This is a genomic window from Stenotrophomonas sp. T8, from assembly GCF_051853085.1.
Taxonomy (GTDB): Bacteria; Pseudomonadota; Gammaproteobacteria; order Xanthomonadales; family Xanthomonadaceae; genus Stenotrophomonas; species Stenotrophomonas sepilia.
Map to the genome: position 1 here is coordinate 907000 of NZ_CP195329.1, position 17349 is coordinate 924348.

13 protein-coding genes are annotated in these 17349 nt (G+C 66.8%); 11 read left to right on the forward strand and 2 right to left on the reverse strand.

Annotation, left to right across the window (positions count from 1 at the left end):
• The first annotated feature begins 210 nt into the window (after positions 1–210).
• From cyoA to cyoD, 4 genes are read left to right on the forward strand one after another with little or no spacing between them, the layout of a single operon-like run.
• A complete protein-coding gene (cyoA, locus tag ACSDHM_RS04315; RefSeq protein WP_005415723.1) occupies positions 211–1251 on the forward strand; it encodes a ubiquinol oxidase subunit II in 1041 nt (346 codons plus the stop codon).
• Between the two features lie 2 nt (positions 1252–1253).
• Entirely contained in the window at positions 1254–3251 is a 1998-nt protein-coding gene (cyoB, locus tag ACSDHM_RS04320; RefSeq protein ID WP_088496440.1) for a cytochrome o ubiquinol oxidase subunit I, read from the forward strand.
• Positions 3248–3886 carry a cytochrome o ubiquinol oxidase subunit III gene (gene cyoC / locus ACSDHM_RS04325; protein WP_005408583.1) on the forward strand — a complete coding sequence of 213 codons (639 nt, stop codon included), beginning with the start codon at positions 3248–3250 and terminating at the stop codon, positions 3884–3886. The genes cyoB and cyoC overlap by 4 nt, the downstream gene beginning before the upstream one ends.
• Entirely contained in the window at positions 3886–4227 is a 342-nt protein-coding gene (cyoD, locus tag ACSDHM_RS04330) for a cytochrome o ubiquinol oxidase subunit IV (RefSeq protein WP_005415725.1), read from the forward strand. Before cyoC ends, cyoD begins: the two co-directional genes overlap by 1 nt.
• Before the next feature lie 158 nt (positions 4228–4385).
• On the opposite strand, the gene ACSDHM_RS04335 is transcribed toward cyoD, so the two are convergent.
• Positions 4386–6443, reverse strand: coding sequence for a putative bifunctional diguanylate cyclase/phosphodiesterase (locus tag ACSDHM_RS04335; RefSeq protein WP_252745493.1), 2058 nt, complete (start codon positions 6441–6443; stop codon positions 4386–4388).
• A gap of 151 nt (positions 6444–6594) precedes the next feature.
• On the opposite strand from ACSDHM_RS04335, the gene radA reads away from it, so the two are divergent.
• The 4 genes from radA (at position 6595) to ACSDHM_RS04355 (ending at position 12937) form a co-directional block, all read left to right on the forward strand.
• Positions 6595–7971, forward strand: coding sequence for a DNA repair protein RadA (gene radA / locus ACSDHM_RS04340; RefSeq protein ID WP_439426685.1), 1377 nt, complete (start codon positions 6595–6597; stop codon positions 7969–7971).
• A gap of 202 nt (positions 7972–8173) precedes the next feature.
• Positions 8174–10030, forward strand: a complete 1857-nt coding sequence (locus ACSDHM_RS04345; RefSeq protein ID WP_088496954.1) for an ATP-binding protein — start codon at positions 8174–8176, stop codon at positions 10028–10030.
• A gap of 49 nt (positions 10031–10079) precedes the next feature.
• The gene (locus ACSDHM_RS04350; protein WP_065178089.1) at positions 10080–12386 is read left to right on the forward strand and encodes a tetratricopeptide repeat protein; all 2307 of its coding nucleotides are present in this window, start codon (positions 10080–10082) and stop codon (positions 12384–12386) included.
• 92 nt (positions 12387–12478) lie between these two features.
• A complete protein-coding gene (locus tag ACSDHM_RS04355; protein ID WP_088496956.1) occupies positions 12479–12937 on the forward strand; it encodes a hypothetical protein in 459 nt (152 codons plus the stop codon).
• Between the two features lie 41 nt (positions 12938–12978).
• Here the strand turns inward: ACSDHM_RS04355 and ACSDHM_RS04360 are convergent, their stop codons facing one another.
• On the reverse strand, positions 12979–13773 hold the full coding sequence (locus ACSDHM_RS04360; RefSeq protein WP_005415730.1) for a cytochrome C assembly family protein: 795 nt from the start codon (positions 13771–13773) through the stop codon (positions 12979–12981).
• 122 nt (positions 13774–13895) lie between these two features.
• Here ACSDHM_RS04360 and ffh point away from each other — a divergent pair, with 122 nt between their 5' ends.
• The 3 genes from ffh (at position 13896) to ACSDHM_RS04375 (ending at position 17306) form a co-directional block, all read left to right on the forward strand.
• A complete protein-coding gene (gene ffh, locus ACSDHM_RS04365; RefSeq protein ID WP_005408591.1) occupies positions 13896–15272 on the forward strand; it encodes a signal recognition particle protein in 1377 nt (458 codons plus the stop codon).
• A 148-nt stretch (positions 15273–15420) separates the two neighbouring features.
• Complete coding sequence (locus ACSDHM_RS04370) at positions 15421–16497, forward strand: NAD(P)H-dependent flavin oxidoreductase (RefSeq protein WP_072166886.1); 1077 nt, start codon at positions 15421–15423, stop codon at positions 16495–16497.
• Positions 16494–17306: an aminotransferase class IV family protein gene (locus ACSDHM_RS04375; RefSeq protein ID WP_072166885.1), complete on the forward strand. Its 813-nt coding sequence runs from the start codon at positions 16494–16496 to the stop codon at positions 17304–17306. The genes ACSDHM_RS04370 and ACSDHM_RS04375 overlap by 4 nt, the downstream gene beginning before the upstream one ends.
• Positions 17307–17349 lie beyond the last annotated feature (43 nt).

Sequence of the window (17349 nt, forward strand, 5' to 3'; positions counted from 1 at the left end):
CCTGCGCGGTGCGACAACGTGTCGCAGCCAGAATCGGGCCTTTCCTGCGCTCGATCATTGTCAATGCCTTTCTTAAATGGTGGGTGACGGCCTAAAATTGAAAGGCTGACTCGCCCCCACCTCCCTGCCTGTCTTCCGGACCGGTGGGACCGGCTTTGGCTGGAACAGGCAGGGACGGGGAACGGCATTCCCTCGCAATTGGATCGACCGATGATTCCGTTGAAAACCCTTGGGCGCTGGTTGCGCCCGGGCCTGCTGCTGTCGTTGCTGGTGATGCTCACCGGCTGCGATGCCGTGGCCATCCTCAGTCCGAAGGGCCAGATCGGCCAGGATGAGAAGACCCTGCTGATCACGGCCACCGTGCTCATGCTGCTGGTCGTCATCCCGGTCATCATCATGACCCTGACGTTCGCGTGGAAGTATCGCGCCTCCAACACCAAGGCCCGTTACGAGCCGAAGTGGTCCCACTCGACGGCGATCGAGGTGGTGGTGTGGTCCATTCCCTGCATGATCGTGCTGGTGCTGGCGGTCCTGACCTGGCGTTCGTCGCACGCACTGGACCCGTATCGTCCGCTGGATTCGGACGTCAAGCCGGTCACCATCGAGGCGATCTCGCTGGACTGGAAGTGGCTGTTCATCTATCCGGAAGAGAAGGTGGCGGTCGTCAACGAAATCAAGTTCCCGGTCAACACGCCGCTGAACTTCAAGATCACGTCCGATTCGGTGATGAATGCATTCTTCATCCCGCACCTGGGCAGCATGATCTACTCGATGGCTGCGATGGAGACCAAGCTCCACCTGATCGCCAACGAGACCGGTGAATTCCCGGGCATGTCCTCGCACTACAGCGGCGCGGGCTTCGCCAAGATGCACTTCACCGCCTACTCGGTCACCGATGCCGAGTACCGCCAGTGGCTGGACCAGGTCCGCGCCGGCGAGCAGACCCTGGACAAGGCCTCGTTCAAGGCCCTGGGTGAAGCACGCAACGCCGAGTGGTATCCGGTCACTTACTTCGGCAAGACCGAAGAAGGCCTGTTCGACTGGGTCATCGCCAAGCACATGGGCGACAACAAGCATTACGGCATGAAGCACTCGCATGCTGGTGCCGCCGCTGCCGATGCCGCCACCCATGAAGCGCACGAGGGCCACGCCCCGAGTGACGCGCATGATTCCAAGGAATCGGGTGAAAACCTGGATGCCACCGAACACGAACACGCAGGCCATGCCGGCCACGCGGGTTCGGGAGAATGAACATGTTGGGAAAACTCTCTCTTGAGTCGATCCCCCACGATCCGATCGTGCTGACCACCCTGGTCGGCGCGGTTCTTGGTGGCCTGGGCGTCGTCGCCCTGATCACCAAGTTCAAGCTGTGGGGCTATCTGTGGAAGGAGTGGTTCACTTCGGTGGATCACAAGAAGATCGGCGTGATGTACCTCATCGTCGCCTTCGTCATGCTGCTGCGCGGTTTCTCCGACGCCATCATGATGCGTACCCAGCAGGCCATCGCCGTCGGTGGTTCCGAGGGTTACCTGCCGCCGCACCACTACGACCAGATCTTCACCGCCCACGGCGTGATCATGATCTTCTTCGTGGCGATGCCGCTGATCACCGGCCTGATGAACCTGGCCGTGCCGCTGCAGATCGGTGCGCGCGACGTCGCGTTCCCGTTCGTCAACTCGCTCAGCTTCTGGCTGTTCGTGTCCGGTGCGGTCCTGATCATGCTGTCGCTGTGGATCGGTGAGTTCGCTGCCACCGGCTGGCTGGCGTTCCCGCCGTTGTCGGGCATCGAATACAGTCCAAGCGTCGGCATGGACTACTACATCTGGGGTCTACAGGTGGCGGGCCTGGGTACCACGCTCAGTGGTATCAACTTCTTCATCACCATCCTCAAGATGCGCACCCCGAGCATGAAGCTGATGCAGATGCCGGTGTTCACCTGGACCGCCCTGGTGACCAACGTGCTGATCGTCGCGGCCTTCCCGGTGCTGACCATCACCCTGGTGCTGCTGACCCTGGACCGTTACCTGGGTACGCACTTCTTCACCAATGACGGTGGCGGCAACGCCATGCTGTACATCAACCTGATCTGGATCTGGGGTCACCCGGAGGTGTACATCCTGGTCCTGCCGGCGTTCGGTGTGTTCTCCGAAGTCATCGCGACCTTCTCGCGCAAGGCGCTGTTCGGCTACAAGGGCATGGTCTACGCCACCGCCTGCATCGGCGTGCTGTCGTTCATCGTGTGGCTGCACCACTTCTTCACCATGGGTTCGGGTGCCAACGTCAATGCCTTCTTCGGCATCACGACGATGATCATCTCGATCCCGACCGGCGTGAAGATCTTCAACTGGCTGTTCACCATGTTCCGCGGTCGCGTGCACTTCACCAGCCCGGTGCTGTGGACCATCGGCTTCATGGTCACCTTCGTCATCGGCGGCATGACCGGCGTGATGCTGGCGATTCCGGCCATCGACTTCGTGCTGCACAACAGCCTGTTCCTGATCGCCCACTTCCACAACGTCATCATCGGCGGCGTGGTGTTCGGCATGTTCGCCGGCATCACCTACTGGTGGCCGAAGATGTTCGGCTTCCGCCTCAATGAGTTCTGGGGCAAGTGCGCGTTCTGGTGCTGGTTCATCGGCTTCTACGTGACCTTCATGCCGATGTACGTGCTGGGCTTCATGGGCATGACCCGCCGCCTGCAGAGCACCGTGAACCCGGCCTACGAGCCGCTGCTGCTGGTTGCTGCCTGCGGCGCGTTCATCGTCGGCGCCGGCATCCTGTGCCAGATCATCCAGGTGGCCGTGTCGATCCGCGACCGCAAGAAGACCGTCGACCTGACCGGCGACCCGTGGGATGCCCGTACGCTGGAGTGGGAAACCTCCTCGCCGCCGGCCTTCTACAACTTCGCGACGCTGCCGGAAGTCACCGAGCTGGACGATTTCTGGGAGCGCAAGCAGCGGGGTGAAGCCTGGCCGAAGCCGGCCAAGTACACCGACATCCACATGCCGCGCAACACCGGCACGGGCGTTGTCATCGGTGCCTTCAGCCTGGTGTTCGGCTTCGCGATGATCTGGCACATCTGGTGGCTGGCCATCGTCGGCTTCGTCGGCATGATCGCCACGTTCATCTACCGCACCTTCGACCAGGACGTGGACTACTGGGTCCCGGCCGCCGAGGTGGAACGCATCGAGAACGAACACCGCAAGCACCTGGAAGCCCAGGGCCTGGTGAAGTCGGAGCTGAAGGCATGAGCACCAATACCTCGACCCTGAGCCACGGGCACGCCGCGCATGCGGCGGCCCATGGCCATGACGACCACGAGCACCACGATACCGGCGGCAACACCGTCTTCGGTTTCTGGGTGTACCTGATGAGCGACTGCCTCATCTTCGCCTCGCTGTTCGCCACCTACGTGGTGCTGGCAGGCGGTACCGATGGCGGTCCCACCGCGAAGGACCTGTTCGAGCTGCCGTTCGTGGCGTGGGAAACCGCGCTGCTGCTGACCTCGTCGCTGACCTTCGGCCTGGGCATGATTGCCATGCACCGCAAGCAGATGGGCCAGATGTACCTGTGGCTGGGCATCACCTGGCTGCTGGGCTTCGGCTTCATGTGCATGGAAGTGTGGGAGTTCCAGCACCTGATCCATCAGGGCTACGGTCCGGACCGCAGTGCCTTCCTGTCGGCGTTCTTCGCCCTGGTCGGTACCCACGGCCTGCACGTCAGCGCCGGCCTGTTGTGGCTGCTGGTGATGTTCGTGCAGCTGAAGAAGTACGGCCTGACCCCGACCAACAAGACCCGCATGGCGTGCCTGAGCCTGTTCTGGCACTTCCTGGACCTGATCTGGATCGGCGTGTTCTCCGTCGTCTACCTCAATGGAGCGCTGTAATGGCACATGACAACCATGCACACGACCACGGCACCGGCGGCGAAAGCCACGGCAGCGTGAAGTCGTACCTGATCGGCTTCGTGCTGGCGGTGGTGCTGACCGTCATCCCGTTCTGGATGGTGATGTCGGGCGATTTCTCGCGCACCGTCAACGGTGTGGTGATCGCGGTCACCGCGGTGCTGCAGATGCTGGTCCACCTGGTGTTCTTCCTGCACTTGGACCGCTCTTCGGAAAGCCGCTGGAACGTCAACGCTGCGGCCTTCACCGTCGTGGTGATCGGCATCATCGTGATCGGCACCCTGTGGGTCATGCACAACATGAACGTGCACATGATGCACTGACGTCCTCGCGACGTTGCCACGCAGAAAGGCCGCCCCCGGGCGGCCTTTCTGGTTTTCCGTTGTCCGGTAGTGCCGGCCGCTGGCCGGCAATTGCGGGACGCCGGCCAGCGGCCGGCTCTACCCGTGGTTCCATCCCGTGCGTGGAGGAGACGCTCGCCTCATCCCACCCGGCGCAGGAACTCTTCGGCCTCCATCGGCCGGCCCAGATGGTAGCCCTGCAGCTGGTCGCAGCCGAGCTCGCTCAGGTACTCGCGCTGCGCCTGGGTCTCCACGCCTTCGGCCACCACCTGCAGCTGCAGGGTGCGGCCCAGCGCGATGATCGATGAGACGATGGCGGCGTCCTCGTCATTGCGTTCCAGGTCGTGCACGAACGCACGGTCGATCTTCAGTTCGGTGGCTGGCATCCGCTTGAGGTACAGCAGGCTGGAGTAGCCGGTACCGAAATCATCGATGGCGATGTGCACGCCCATTGCGGTCAGGTCGCTGAGGATCGCCAAGCTGGCATCGACGTCCTTCATCGCCGTGGTCTCGGTGATCTCCAGGGTCAGCCGTGCCGGTTCGATCCGGTGCCGCTCCAGCACCTCGCGCACGCTGTCCAGCAGTGCCGGCGAGGCGAACTGCAGCGGCGACAGGTTCACCGCCATTGTCCATTCCGCATGCCCGGCATCGTGCCATTCCCGCAGTTGCGCGCAGGCCTGGTCCAGTACCCAGTCACCGATCGGCAGGATCAGGCCGCTGCGTTCGGCGATCGGAATGAACACATCCGGCGCCAGCAGCCCCAGCTCCGGGTGCTGCCAGCGCAGCAGCGCCTCGGCGCCGGTGGCCGGTGCGCCCGCGGCCGGAAATTTGGGCTGGTAATGCAGGATCAGTTCGTTGCGGGCGATGGCCTTGCGCAGGTCCTGCAGCAGGCGCAACTGGCGATTGGCACTGAGCTGCATCGAGGGCGTGAAGAAGGTATAGCCGTTCCGCCCGGTTTCCTTGGTGTGGTACATCGCCGCATCGGCGTGCGCCATCAGCTCGCGCTCGTTGCTGGCATCATCCGGGTACAGGGCGATGCCCAGGCTCGCGCTGACCTGCAGTTCGGCCGCATCCAGCGTGAACGGCTCACCGGCGGCGGCAATGATGCGCTCGGCCACCACGACCGCATCGTCGGGAATGTCGATGGCCAGCACGATCACGAACTCGTCGCCGCCGAGGCGGGCGAACGTGTCCTGCGGGCGCAGCAGGCCGCCGATGCGCTGTGCCACCGCCACCAGCAGGCGGTCGCCAAGCTGATGACCATAGGCATCATTGACCGCCTTGAAGCCATCCAGGTCGCAGAACATCACCGCCACCGCATGATTGCGGCGCCGCGCCTTCTCGATGGCCTGCTCGATGCGGTCCTGCAGCAGCATGCGGTTGGGCAGCTGGGTCAAGGGATCGTGCAGCGCGGCCTGGATCAGCTTGTCGTTGGCGTGCGCCAGCGAATCGGCCAGCAGCCCGGTGCGCACGCGCATCTGCCGGTCGAACAGCGAGGCCACCAGGGCGATGCCCAGCGTGGCCACGGTGGTGACGATCACCAGCACCGCCAGCCAGCGCGTGTCGATGCCGCCACTGCCGACGGCGCCACAGAGGCTGCCTTCGGGGAAGCGCGCCGCCGCCATGCCGGTGTAATGCATGCCCACGATGGCCAGGCCCATCACCAGCGATGCGAGCGCGCGCAGGCGCAGGGTGTGGCGCTGCTCTGCGCGCAGGCGGAAGGCGATCCACAGGGCGGCGCCAGCGGCACCGATGGCCACCGCGATGGAGGCGGCAAACCAGCCCGGGTGGTAGTCGATGCCGGGCTGCATGCGCATCGCAGCCATGCCCAGGTAGTGCATGGTAGCGATGCCCAGGCCCATCAGCACGGCCCCGGCCAGCAGCCGGCGCCACGGCAGGCTGGGGCGCGATACCAGCCACAGCGCATAGGCCGAGGCACCGATCGAGACCGCCAGCGAGTACAGGGTGATGCTGAGGTCATAGCCCACCGGGATCGGCAGGTCGAAGGCGAGCATGCCGATGAAGTGCATGGACCAGATGCCCAGGCCCATGGCCGCCGCGCCTCCGGCCAGCCACCAGCGCGCCACGCGCCCCTCGGCGGTGGCCAGGCGCCCGGCCATGTCCAGCGCCGTGTACGAAGCAAGAATGGCCACCAGCAGGGAGATGATGACCAGGCTCTGACTGTAACTGCCAGTCATGTTGAATCCAGTGGGGGAGGAAGGGGGGCGCCCGCAAGGCGCACGCCCGCGACCCCTATCGGCGCGGGTGGGCAGGACTTGAGCGGTCGCAGCAGCTGCGACCCGGCTCGGCTATCCTGCCACGCCTGTTCCCGTTGCTGGAAATCCTCCGATGGCCAAAGCCCGCACCGCCTACGTCTGCAATGAATGCGGCGCCGAATTCAGCAAGTGGCAGGGCCAGTGCACCGAGTGCAACGCCTGGAACTCGTTGTCGGAAATCGTGCTGGAGAGCGCGGCGGCGGCCAAGGCGCCGGCCTCGCGCCGGGCGGGCTGGGCCGGCAAGATCGATCCGCCGAAGATCACTGCGCTGAAGGATGTGGAGCAGACCGAGCATCGCCGGGTCTCCACCGGCATCGGCGAGTTCGACCGTGTGCTGGGCGGCGGCCTGGTCGAAGGCGCGGTGGTGCTGGTGGGCGGCGACCCGGGCATCGGCAAGTCGACGCTGCTGCTGCAGGCGGTGGCGAAGATGGCCGCTGAACTGCCTGTGCTGTACGTCACCGGCGAAGAGTCACTGGCGCAGGTGGCTGGCCGTGCGCATCGCCTGGAGCTGCCGCTGGACGGCGTCAATGCGCTGGCCGAGACCGGGGTCGAGTCGATCCTGCAGCATGCCTCCAGGGCTGGGCCGCGGCTGATCGTGGCCGATTCGGTGCAGACCCTGTGGACCGAGAGCCTGACCGCTGCGCCCGGTTCGGTCAGCCAGGTGCGCGAGAGCGCGGCGCGGCTGGTGCGGTGCGCCAAGGAAACCGGCACCGCCGTGTTCCTGGTCGGCCATGTGACCAAGGAAGGCGGCATCGCCGGCCCGCGCGTGCTGGAACACATGGTGGACGCGGTGCTGTACTTCGAAGGCGAGAGCGGCAGCCGCTTCCGCCTGTTGCGCGCGTTCAAGAACCGCTTCGGTGCGGTCAACGAGCTGGGTGTGTTCGCGATGGGCGACAAGGGCCTGAAGGAGGTCTCCAACCCCTCGGCGATCTTCCTGTCCGGCGGCAGCACCCATCAGCCGGGCAGCTGCGTGATGGTCACCCGCGAGGGCACGCGGCCGCTGCTGGTGGAGGTACAGGCGCTGGTCGACGCATCGCCGCTGTCGAACCCGCGCCGTGTCGCGGTCGGCCTGGAGCAGAATCGCCTGGCGATGCTGCTGGCAGTGCTGCATCGCCATGGCGGTGTACTGGTCGGCGACCAGGACGTGTTCGTCAATGTGGTCGGTGGCATCCGCGTCCAGGAGACCGCCGCCGATCTACCGGTGCTGCTGGCGGTGTTGTCGTCGCTGCAGGATCGGCCGCTGGCGGAGAAGACCATCGCCTTCGGCGAGGTGGGCCTGTCCGGCGAGATCCGCCCGGTGCCCAATGGCGAAGACCGCCTGCGCGAGGCCGCCACCCATGGCTTCAAGCGCGCCATCGTGCCCAAGGCCAATGCGCCCAAGGGCGGTTCGGTGAAAGGCATGGAGGTGATCGCGGTGGAACGCCTGTCCGAGGCCATCGACGCGGCGTGATGCCAGCCCTGTAGAGCCGAGCCCACGCTCGGCTGCTTTCTGTGGAGTCGAGCCATGCTCGACTGGTGGTCGAACAGCAGCCGAGCATGGGCTCGGCTCTACAAGTGCCCAATGCAGTAACGGTCAGCTTCACTGTGCTAGTTTTTCCCGCTCGACGAAGTCGCCCTCTGGCGTCTTTCCGTGCCCAGGAGTAAACGATTACATGCAGGACACCGCACTCACCACCCCCAACGCCGAGATCCGTCGTGCCGGGGTCGATCTCAATGGACTGATGACGGTGCTGGGCAAGCACCTGTATTCCACCCCGGTGGTGGCGCTGCGTGAGCTGGTACAGAACGCGCATGACTCGATCATCCGCCGCCGCATCGAGCAGCCCGGCGTTGACGTGCCTTCGCGCATTTCGGTGCAGGTTGATGCCGGTGCCGGCGTGCTGCGCATCACTGATACCGGTGCTGGCCTGACCCGCCAGGAGATCCACGATTACCTGGCCACCGTCGGCGTCGGCTACACCCGTGGCCTGCGCCAGGGCGGAGAGGACGATGAAGGGCTGATCGGCATGTTCGGCCTCGGCTTCCTGTCGGCCTTCGTGCTGGCCCGCCGGGTCAGCGTGCGCACCACCTCTTACCAGACGCCGGATCTGGGCCATCTGTACGTGTCCAGCAACGCCGAGCAATACACCGTCAGCGAAGTGCCTGCACGCGCGGTGGGCACTGAGGTGGAGCTGGAGCTGCATCCGGACTTCCTGCCGCTGGCCAACGAGGCGCGCCTGCATGAGGTGCTGGGCCGCTACTGCGCGTTGCTGTCCGAGCCGATCTTCATCGGTGCTGCGGGCGAGGCGCTCAATCCCGAGCCGCCGCCGTGGCGCGGCCAGGGGGAGGTCGCCGTGCATCCGGTGCAGGCCCGCCGGCAGGCGCTGCAGTTCGCCGCGCGGTTCGAGCACGATTTCGAACCGATCGTCACCGTGCCGTTGCGTGCCGATGGCAACAGCGATGCCACTGGCCTGCTGTGGGTGCAGGACGGCGCCACCTATGGCACCAGCGACAACCGCAACCTGTCGGTGTTCGTGCGTGGGATGCTGCTGGATGACGACGCGCGCGACCTGCTGCCGCCGTGGGCCGGTTTCATCGGCGGGGTGATCGAATCCTCGCGGTTGACGCCCACCGCCAGCCGCGAAGACCTGCAGCGCGATGACCAGTACCGCGCGGTGCAGCATGCACTGCTGGAGGCGCTGATCGACGGCCTGGCCGACGTTGCGAAGCAGCAACCGGAAGCCTGGCGGCGCGTGCTGACCCGCCACAACGAGGCGCTGCTGGGTGCGGCACTGTGCGATGACCGCCTGTTCGAACTGCTGATGGAGCATGTGCGGGTGCCGACTTCGCAGGGCGACCTGCCGGCCAGTGCGCTGCCGGCGCGCGGTGCCGTGCATGTCATCCTCGACAACGGCGGTGGCTTTGAAGAGATGCTGTTCCGCGCGATGGGCGTACCGGTCGCGCATGGCCATCGCTACGCGGTGGTGCCGTTCCTGCGGCGCTGGGCCCAGGCCAAGGGCCTGCGCCTGGTCGAGCTCGGCACCGAGCAGGGCAACCGCGCACTGTTCCGCAGTGATGACAGCCTCGACGAGGCGCAGCTGGCGTGGCTGCGCGAACAGCTGGGCGACGGCGAGCAGCTGCTGCCCGCACGTTTCAGCCCGGAGGCGCTGCCGGTGGTGGTGGTGCCCGACCGCGAGGCCGAGCTGAAGCAACGGCTGGAAGACGACGAGAACGACAAGCGCGTCTCGATGGCCGCGCTGCGCCTGGCGCGACAGTTCACCGCGCGCATCGAATCACGCGCACCGTCGCGGCTGTATCTCAATCTCGACAACCCGGCGGTGCAGGCACTGCTGCGCGCCCAGCGCGAGGGCCACCCACAGGCCGAGGCCGCAGCCCGCCTGCTGCGCTCGCTGAAAGTCATCGTCGCCGCGCAGGGCCGCCCGCTGGCACGCGCGACTGCTACGCCGGGCCCGGATCTCAATGGTGCCTTCACCGATATCGCCGGTGCCCTGCAGCAGATGCTGCGCTGAGCACCGCACCTTCTCATCCAGCCTTCGCTAGACAGGAGCAATTACCCCCATGGACATCTGGAACTGGGTCGAAAAGCTGCAGGGTGACCTGCGCCAGGCCGGCCAGGCGCAGAACGCGCACCTGCTGAACCGCCTCGCCGACGAGGTCAGTGAACTGCAGATCGACCGCGTCGATGCGCTGCTGCCCGAAGCACGCGCCCTGGGCAAGGCACTGGACAACCCGTGGGTTGACGTCTATGTCGGCCACTGGGCGCTGCGCAACCGCGTCGGCAACCGCGTGGAAGGCGAGAGCGCACTCGGCGAAGCCGTAGCGCTGTTCGAGCGCGCGCACCGCGAGGACACCCTGGAATGCCCGCAGTCGATCTGCGTGACCCAGGACCTGGCCGCTTGCTACGGCAACATCGACGGCCCGGGCTGGGTGCCCGAGCGCATCGAGGTCTGCGACGAAACCCTTGGCCGCATCGATCCGAGCTGGGCCTGTTTCCAGTGCCTGAGCTGCGAGAAGGCCGATGCGCTGCTCGATGATGGCCGTGGCCAGGCGGCGCTGGATTACCTGCAGGTGCAGGCCGATGCCGTGGAAGCCTGTGGCAAGGAAGTGTTCGACAGCTTCCCGGAGATGCAGATCAAGATCCTGCTGGGCATGGGCCGTGCCGATGAGGCACTGGCGCTGATCGAAAAACGGGAAGCCGAAGTTGCTGCGTCCGGAGAGTACGAGCCGGCCAACTGCACGGTGCCGCGTCGCTTGTCCAAGGCCTGGGCGCTGGCCCAGCTTGGCCGCGACGAAGAGGCGCTGCAGCAGCTGGTGCCGTGGAGCGAGCTGACCCCGAACTACTGGCGGCTGTGGGCAAACACCGCCGCAGCACTGTGCCAGCGTGATCCCGCGCGCAATACGTGGGATCTGGGCACGCGCTTCAACACCATCATCGAGCACTTCGCACGGGTCGGTTCGCACCGCCTGCTGATCGAAGTCGCGGCGTTGAGCCTGGAACTCGCCCTGCAGCGTGGCGCGCGCTGGGTCGCACTGCGGCAGCTCGAACTGGCCCGCACCCATCTGGCGCAGCTGCGCCAGGATCGGGGTGCCGCGGCGCTGGTGGCCGGCCTGGCCGCGCGCATCGAGGCATTGCCGGACGTCGCGCCGCTGCCGGTGCCGGCGGGCGAGCTGCTGGCATGGCTGGACGCGCAGGGCGAACAGAACCAGTCGCGCGATCCCGAGCGCGAAGCGCAGTGGTTGCTGCAGGCGCATGCCGAGCTACCCGATGACGAGGCGCTGGCCGACATGGCCGCCTCGGCACTGAATGCCTGCGGCGCGCAGGCCGAGGCGCGGTCGCTGCTGTGGCGGTTCGTACGCGGCCATGTGCAGCACGATGGCCCCGCGGCCTACACGCTGATGCGCTGGCTGGCCGAACAGGGCGACGACGACGGACTGCGCCAGCTGGCCGATCTGTATCGCGGCAGCGTGCCAGTGTTCGCGCACTGGTGCGAGGTGCAGCGTGCACGCCGCGTGTCCGACTGGCCGGCGCTGGAGCAGGCGGCCCGATCGCTTCTGGAGCTGTCTCCGGGCTCGCACGGCGCGCGCGGCACGCTGGCGCGCATGTACATGGAAACCGGCCGTTTCAGCGAGGCCCAGGCCTGTTATGCACAGCTGGTGGAGCTGCTGGACGAGCCCAATGCCGCGCATTGGGACCACATGAGCGCAGCCAGCGCCGCGCGCGACTGGGACGCCGTGCGCCGCTCGGCGGCGGCGCTTGGCATGGAATTGTCCAGCCAGGACGGCGTGGTAGAGGAGCCGTGGGGCTGGGTGATCATCCGCAGTGAAGAAAACGGCGAGCCGATGGAGTACTACGCCCGTCGCAGCGGTCCGGTGACCGCGCGCATCGTCGAGAACGCGCCGTCCAACCGCGCCCAGCAGGTGGGCGACTGGGTGGTGTTCGATGCCGCGCTGGTGCATCCGGCACCAGAGGAGGAGGAAGCACGCGAGCATTTCATCCCGACCTATGCGCAGGTGCATGTGCTGGAGCGCGGCGGCTTCGCCCGCAGCTGGATGATCGATGGCGCGCACCCGGGCGAAGATGCCTGGAATGCCTTCGTCGAGGCGGCCGAAGCACAGGGCTGGAAGGTGTGGTCACACAGCCGGCCGGACTACACCGTCACCGACCCCGATGTGGAAGAGGGTACGCTGCCCGGCCTGCTGTTCACCGTGGCCCAGCCGCAGGACCACGCACCGCTGGCACTGCACCGCTTCCTGCAGCAGCACACCGCGACGTGGCCGCATCCGCATTGCTGGCTGCGCCTGGCTGAAGCCTGTGACCAGGATCGCCAGCCGCATCTGGACGTGATCGAGCGTTACGGGTTGTAGGCCGGATATCGGGTAGTGCCGGCCGCTGGCCGGCAGCACCGGGAGATCCTGTATTGCCGGCCAGCGGCCGGCACTACCTCAGGGAAAAATACATGCGAAAGACAGGGATGTTGATGATCGCCGGGCTGCTGCTGGCCCCTGCCGTGCAGGCGTCACCCGCCTGCCAGGAACCAGAGGCGGTGGCCCGCGCCTTCTACGCGGCAACGACGGGCGATGGTGATCTGCTGGAGCCACCCCCGGCGCTGGTCAGCCCTGCCTTCGGCAAGGCACTGCGTGGAGAGCGCGCCTGCCAGCAGCGCGAAGAGGGCATCTGCACCATCGATTCGGATCCGTGGCTGGATGCGCAGGACGGTGACATCGAAACCCCGGTGCGCTACAGCTGGAAGGAGGCTTCGGCCTCCGCCGGCCAGGTCGAGATGCGCTATTCGGTGTGGAAGAAGGCCTACCTGACCCGCCTGCCGATGGTGCGCCACGGGCAGGGGTGCTGGCAGGTTGATGACATCGTCACCAACAGTGGTCGTTCGGTGCGGAAGATCCTGGCCCAGCCTTGACGGTAGCGCCGGTGGGTGCCGACCGTTGGTCGGCACACCGCCTATCGCGAATGCCCGAACACCAGTTCGATCACGAACTGGCTGCCGAAGAAGGCCAGCAGCAGCAACAGCATCGCCGCCAGCGTCCAGTGCACCGCCTTCATGCCGCGCCAGCCGTAGCGCCGGCGGCCGATCAGCAGCACGCCGAACACGATCCACGACAGCACGCTCAGCACGGTCTTGTGCACCAGCTTCTGCGCCAGCAGGTCGTCGACGAACAGCACCCCGGTGACCAGGGTCAGGGTCAGCAGCGCGAAGCCGACGGTGATCACCCGGAACAGCAGTGATTCCAGGTCGGCCAGCGGCGGCAGTGCCCGCAGCCAAGGCCGGAACTCGCGGCGGCGCAGCGCGCGTTCCTGCAGCCACAGCATGATCGCCAGCAACGCGGCGATGCTCAGCGTGGCGTAGGCCAGCAGGGCCAGCCAGGCGTGGCTGGCCAGGCGCCAGCCCAGTACCTTGCTCGGTTCGTGGCCGTAACCATGGTAGGCCAGCAGCAGCACGGCGGCCAGCGGGAACACCACCACGCCCAGCGCCGACATCCGCCCGCGCGCGCCGACCAGCGACGTCAGCCAGGCCATGCCCAGGCCGACCAGCGACAGTGCGGCGAAGAAGTGCATGTCCGGCCCGCCGTTGGTGCGCATCGCCACCATCACGTGGTAGCCGCCGTGCAGCAGCATGGCGGGCAGGGCCGGCCACAGCCAGATGGGGGAGCCGGTCGTCTCATCGCGGCCAAGCGCGCGCACCAGCAGGGCACTGGCAGCCAGGTAGAGCAGGACGGCGATGAGAACGATTGTCATCGTTGCAGTTTCGCATACCCCCGTGATGCTGGCGACGGCCCCGTGGCCGCAGTCCGGGGAGACAGCCGGACCCGTTATACTGCCTGCCTTATTGTCCCCCGCTTTCAGACAGGTTGCGCCGCATGTTCGAGTCCCTGACCCAGCGCCTTTCCGGCACCATCGAGCGCCTGCGTGGCCGTGGCCGCCTGACCGAGGAGAACATCCGCGAGGCGACCCGCGAAGTGCGCATCGCGCTGCTCGAGGCCGACGTTGCGCTGCCGGTGGTGCAGGCCCTGATCGAGCGCATCAAGGTGCGCGCGGTCGGCCAGGAAGTGCTGAAGTCGCTGACCCCGGGCCAGGCGCTGATCAAGGTCGTGCGCGACGAGCTGACTGCGGTGATGGGCGCCGAAGCCAGCGACCTGAACCTCAATGTGCCCGCTCCGGCCATCATCCTGATGGCGGGCCTGCAGGGCGCCGGCAAGACCACCACCGTGGGCAAGCTGGCCAAGCACCTGAAGGAAAAGCGCAAGAAGAAGGTGATGGTGGTCTCGGCCGACGTCTACCGTCCGGCCGCGATCGAACAGCTGAAGACCCTGGCCGAGCAGGTCGGCGTGCTGTTCTTCCCGTCCAGTGCCGACCAGAAGCCGGAAGCCATTGTCCGCGCCGCCATCGACGATGCACGCAAGTCGTTCGTCGACGTGCTGCTGGTCGATACCGCCGGCCGCCTGGCCATCGACGAAGCGATGATGGCCGAGATCAAGGCCCTGCACGCTGCGGTGAATCCGGCCGAAACGCTGTTCGTGGTCGACGCCATGACCGGCCAGGACGCGGCCAATACCGCCAAGGCCTTCGGCGATGCCCTGCCGCTGACCGGCGTGGTGCTGACCAAGACCGACGGTGACGCCCGCGGCGGCGCCGCGCTGAGCGTGCGCTACATCACCGGCAAGCCGATCAAGTTCGTCGGTGTCAGTGAAAAGCCGGAAGGCCTGGACGTGTTCCACCCGGACCGTATCGCCAGCCGCATCCTCGACATGGGCGACGTGCTGTCGCTGGTCGAGCAGGTCGAGCAGCAGGTCGACAAGGACAAGGCCGCCAAGCTGGCCGAGAAGGTCGCCAAGGGCAAGAAATTCGACCTGAACGACATGCGTGACCAGCTGGAGCAGATGCAGAACATGGGCGGCATCGGCGGCCTGATGGACAAGCTGCCGGGCCTGGGCAACATCCCCGACCATCTGAAGCAGCAGGTCAGCCAGGGCAAGGAAGTGCCGCGCATGATCGCCATCATCAGCTCGATGACCAAGAAGGAACGGCGCAATCCGAACCTGCTCAACGGCTCGCGCCGCGCGCGCATCGCCAAGGGCTCGGGCGTGACGCCGGCCGACGTCAACAAGCTGATGAAGCAGTACATGCAGATGGAAAAGATGATGAGCAAGATGGCCGGCGGTGGCATGAAGGGCATGTTGCGCAGCATGAAGGGCATGATGGGCGCCATGGGCGGCCGCGGCATGCCGTTCCGTTGATGACGGCCCCGTCCGCAATCTGATGTAGCGCCCGGGCCCACGCTCGGGCGGCGGCGCACAAGCGCCGCAGCAGGCCGTCGGGCAGCAGGCTCGACTCTTCCCCTGTCCTGCGCGCACCATGGGGGCCTGTCCGAAACGATGGGCCGTCATGCAGAGTTCCGCTGTAGCTTCCCGCGCCGAGGCGTTCTGCCGGCGCTTTGGCGTTTCCGTTCCGATCCTGCTGGCACCGATGGCCGGTGCCTGCCCGGTACCGTTGTCGGCTGCGCTGGCCAACGCCGGCAGCATGGGCGCAATGGGCGCGGTGTTGTCCTCTTCGGCCGATATCGGTCGCTGGATGGATGACTTCCGCGCAGCCTCCAGCGGTCCGGCGCAGGTGAACCTGTGGATGCCGGACCCTGTACCTGCCCGTGACGTTGCCGCCGAGGCCGCCAGCCGCGCCTTCCTCGCGCAATGGGGCCCGGAGGTGCCGGCCAGCGCCGCCGACGCCACGCCGGCCGACTTCGAAGAACAGTTCGCCGCACTGCTGGCGGCGCGTCCTGCGGTGGCCTCGACCATCATGGGCGTGTTGCTGCCGCGCCACGTGCAGCAGTTGAAGGACGCCGGCATCGCCTGGATCGCCTGTGCCACCACCTTGTCCGAAGCGCGCGCGGCACAGGACGCCGGCGCCGACGCGGTGGTGGCGCAGGGCGCGGAGGCCGGCGGCCATCGTGGTTCCTTTGATCCGGCGATGGCCGAGCGCCAGCTGGTGGGACTGTTTGCGCTGCTGCCGCGCCTGGCCGATCAGCTGCAGATTCCGGTGATTGCCGCCGGCGGCATCGCCGATGGCCGTGGCATCGCTGCCGCACTCACCTTGGGTGCCAGTGCGGTGCAGATCGGCACCGCCTTCCTGCGCACGCCGGAAGCGGCGATCGCTTCGGCGTGGGCCGATGGGCTGGCCGCCAGCGAACCGGAAGATACCTGGCCGACCCGCGCCTTCAGTGGTCGCCTGGGCCGTGGCCTGGCGACGCCCTATGTGCGCGCCGCTGCCGCAGAAGGCGCCCCCGCGCCGCGTCCATACCCGGTGCAGCGCGGCCTGACCGCCCCGATGCGCAGGCAGGCGGCGCAGGACAATCGTCTCGCAGCGATGCAGGCCTGGGCCGGGCAGTCGGCGTGGATGGCACCGGCGCAGCCGGCCGCCGACGTGCTGCGCGGCATGTGGGAACAGGCGCAGGCACTGCTGCCATGATGGTGAGCTGCAACGGCCGGGCGGCGCAGGTGAAGGATCTCCTGCCGGCGCTGGTGAATTACGGCCACTTCACCTCGCTGCAGGTGCGTGGTGGTGCAGTGCAGGGGCTGGACCTGCATCTGGCGCGGCTGTCACAGGCTACGCGCGAACTGTTCGGCAGCGAACTGGACACGGTGCAGGTACAGGCATGGATGGCGCAGGCATTGCAGCAGTCAGGGCAGGTCGATGCCTCGCTGCGGGTGACGGTGTACTCGCGCCGCTTCGATTTCCGCAATCCGCTGGCGGCGGTGCCGGTGGACGTGCTGGTGGCGGTGTCAGCGCCGGTGACGCTGACCGTCGCCAAGCGCGTGCGCAGCGTGGCCTGGCAGCGTGAACTGCCGCAGATCAAGCACGTCGGCACGTTTGGTTTGTTCGCCGAACGCCGCGCGGCGCTGGCGGCCGGATTCGACGATGCGCTGTTTGTCACCGCCGATGGCGACGTGAGTGAAGGCAGCACCTGGAACCTGGCCGTGCACGATGGTGAGCGGCTGCTCTGGCCACAGGCGCCGGCCCTGCGCGGGACTGCCGAGGCACTGCTGAAGCAGCATTGGCCGGGACCTCAGGTCACTCAGCCGCTGCCGCTGGCCGATCTGGCCGGCGTGAAGGCGGCTTTTGCCTGCAACGCCAGCGGCCTGTGGGCGCTGGAGGCCATTGACGGGCATGTCCTGCCCGGCTCGCAGGCGCTGGCTGAACAGGGCAGGGTGGTGCTGGCGGCGGTGGCCTGGCAGGGATTGGGGTCAGCCCGCTTTTGCGGCACAAAAGCGATCTGACCCCCCGGGGTTGGCCCGGCCGCGATCTGCCGCTATAATCGCC

Bases quoted from the DNA above. Each gene is read 5' to 3' on its own strand.
- ffh (WP_005408591.1), top strand. From the start codon at position 13,896: ATGTTCGAGTCCCTGACCCAGCGCCTTTCCGGCACCATCGAGCGCCTG.
- cyoD (WP_005415725.1), top strand. From the start codon at position 3,886: ATGGCACATGACAACCATGCACACGACCACGGCACCGGCGGCGAAAGC.
- cyoC (WP_005408583.1), top strand. From the start codon at position 3,248: ATGAGCACCAATACCTCGACCCTGAGCCACGGGCACGCCGCGCATGCG.
- cyoB (WP_088496440.1), top strand. From the start codon at position 1,254: ATGTTGGGAAAACTCTCTCTTGAGTCGATCCCCCACGATCCGATCGTG.
- ACSDHM_RS04375 (WP_072166885.1), top strand. From the start codon at position 16,494: ATGATGGTGAGCTGCAACGGCCGGGCGGCGCAGGTGAAGGATCTCCTG.
- radA (WP_439426685.1), top strand. From the start codon at position 6,595: ATGGCCAAAGCCCGCACCGCCTACGTCTGCAATGAATGCGGCGCCGAA.
- ACSDHM_RS04360 (WP_005415730.1), bottom strand. From the start codon at position 13,773: ATGACAATCGTTCTCATCGCCGTCCTGCTCTACCTGGCTGCCAGTGCC.
- ACSDHM_RS04335 (WP_252745493.1), bottom strand. From the start codon at position 6,443: ATGACTGGCAGTTACAGTCAGAGCCTGGTCATCATCTCCCTGCTGGTG.
- ACSDHM_RS04355 (WP_088496956.1), top strand. From the start codon at position 12,479: ATGCGAAAGACAGGGATGTTGATGATCGCCGGGCTGCTGCTGGCCCCT.
- cyoA (WP_005415723.1), top strand. From the start codon at position 211: ATGATTCCGTTGAAAACCCTTGGGCGCTGGTTGCGCCCGGGCCTGCTG.
- ACSDHM_RS04350 (WP_065178089.1), top strand. From the start codon at position 10,080: ATGGACATCTGGAACTGGGTCGAAAAGCTGCAGGGTGACCTGCGCCAG.
- ACSDHM_RS04370 (WP_072166886.1), top strand. From the start codon at position 15,421: ATGCAGAGTTCCGCTGTAGCTTCCCGCGCCGAGGCGTTCTGCCGGCGC.
- ACSDHM_RS04345 (WP_088496954.1), top strand. From the start codon at position 8,174: ATGCAGGACACCGCACTCACCACCCCCAACGCCGAGATCCGTCGTGCC.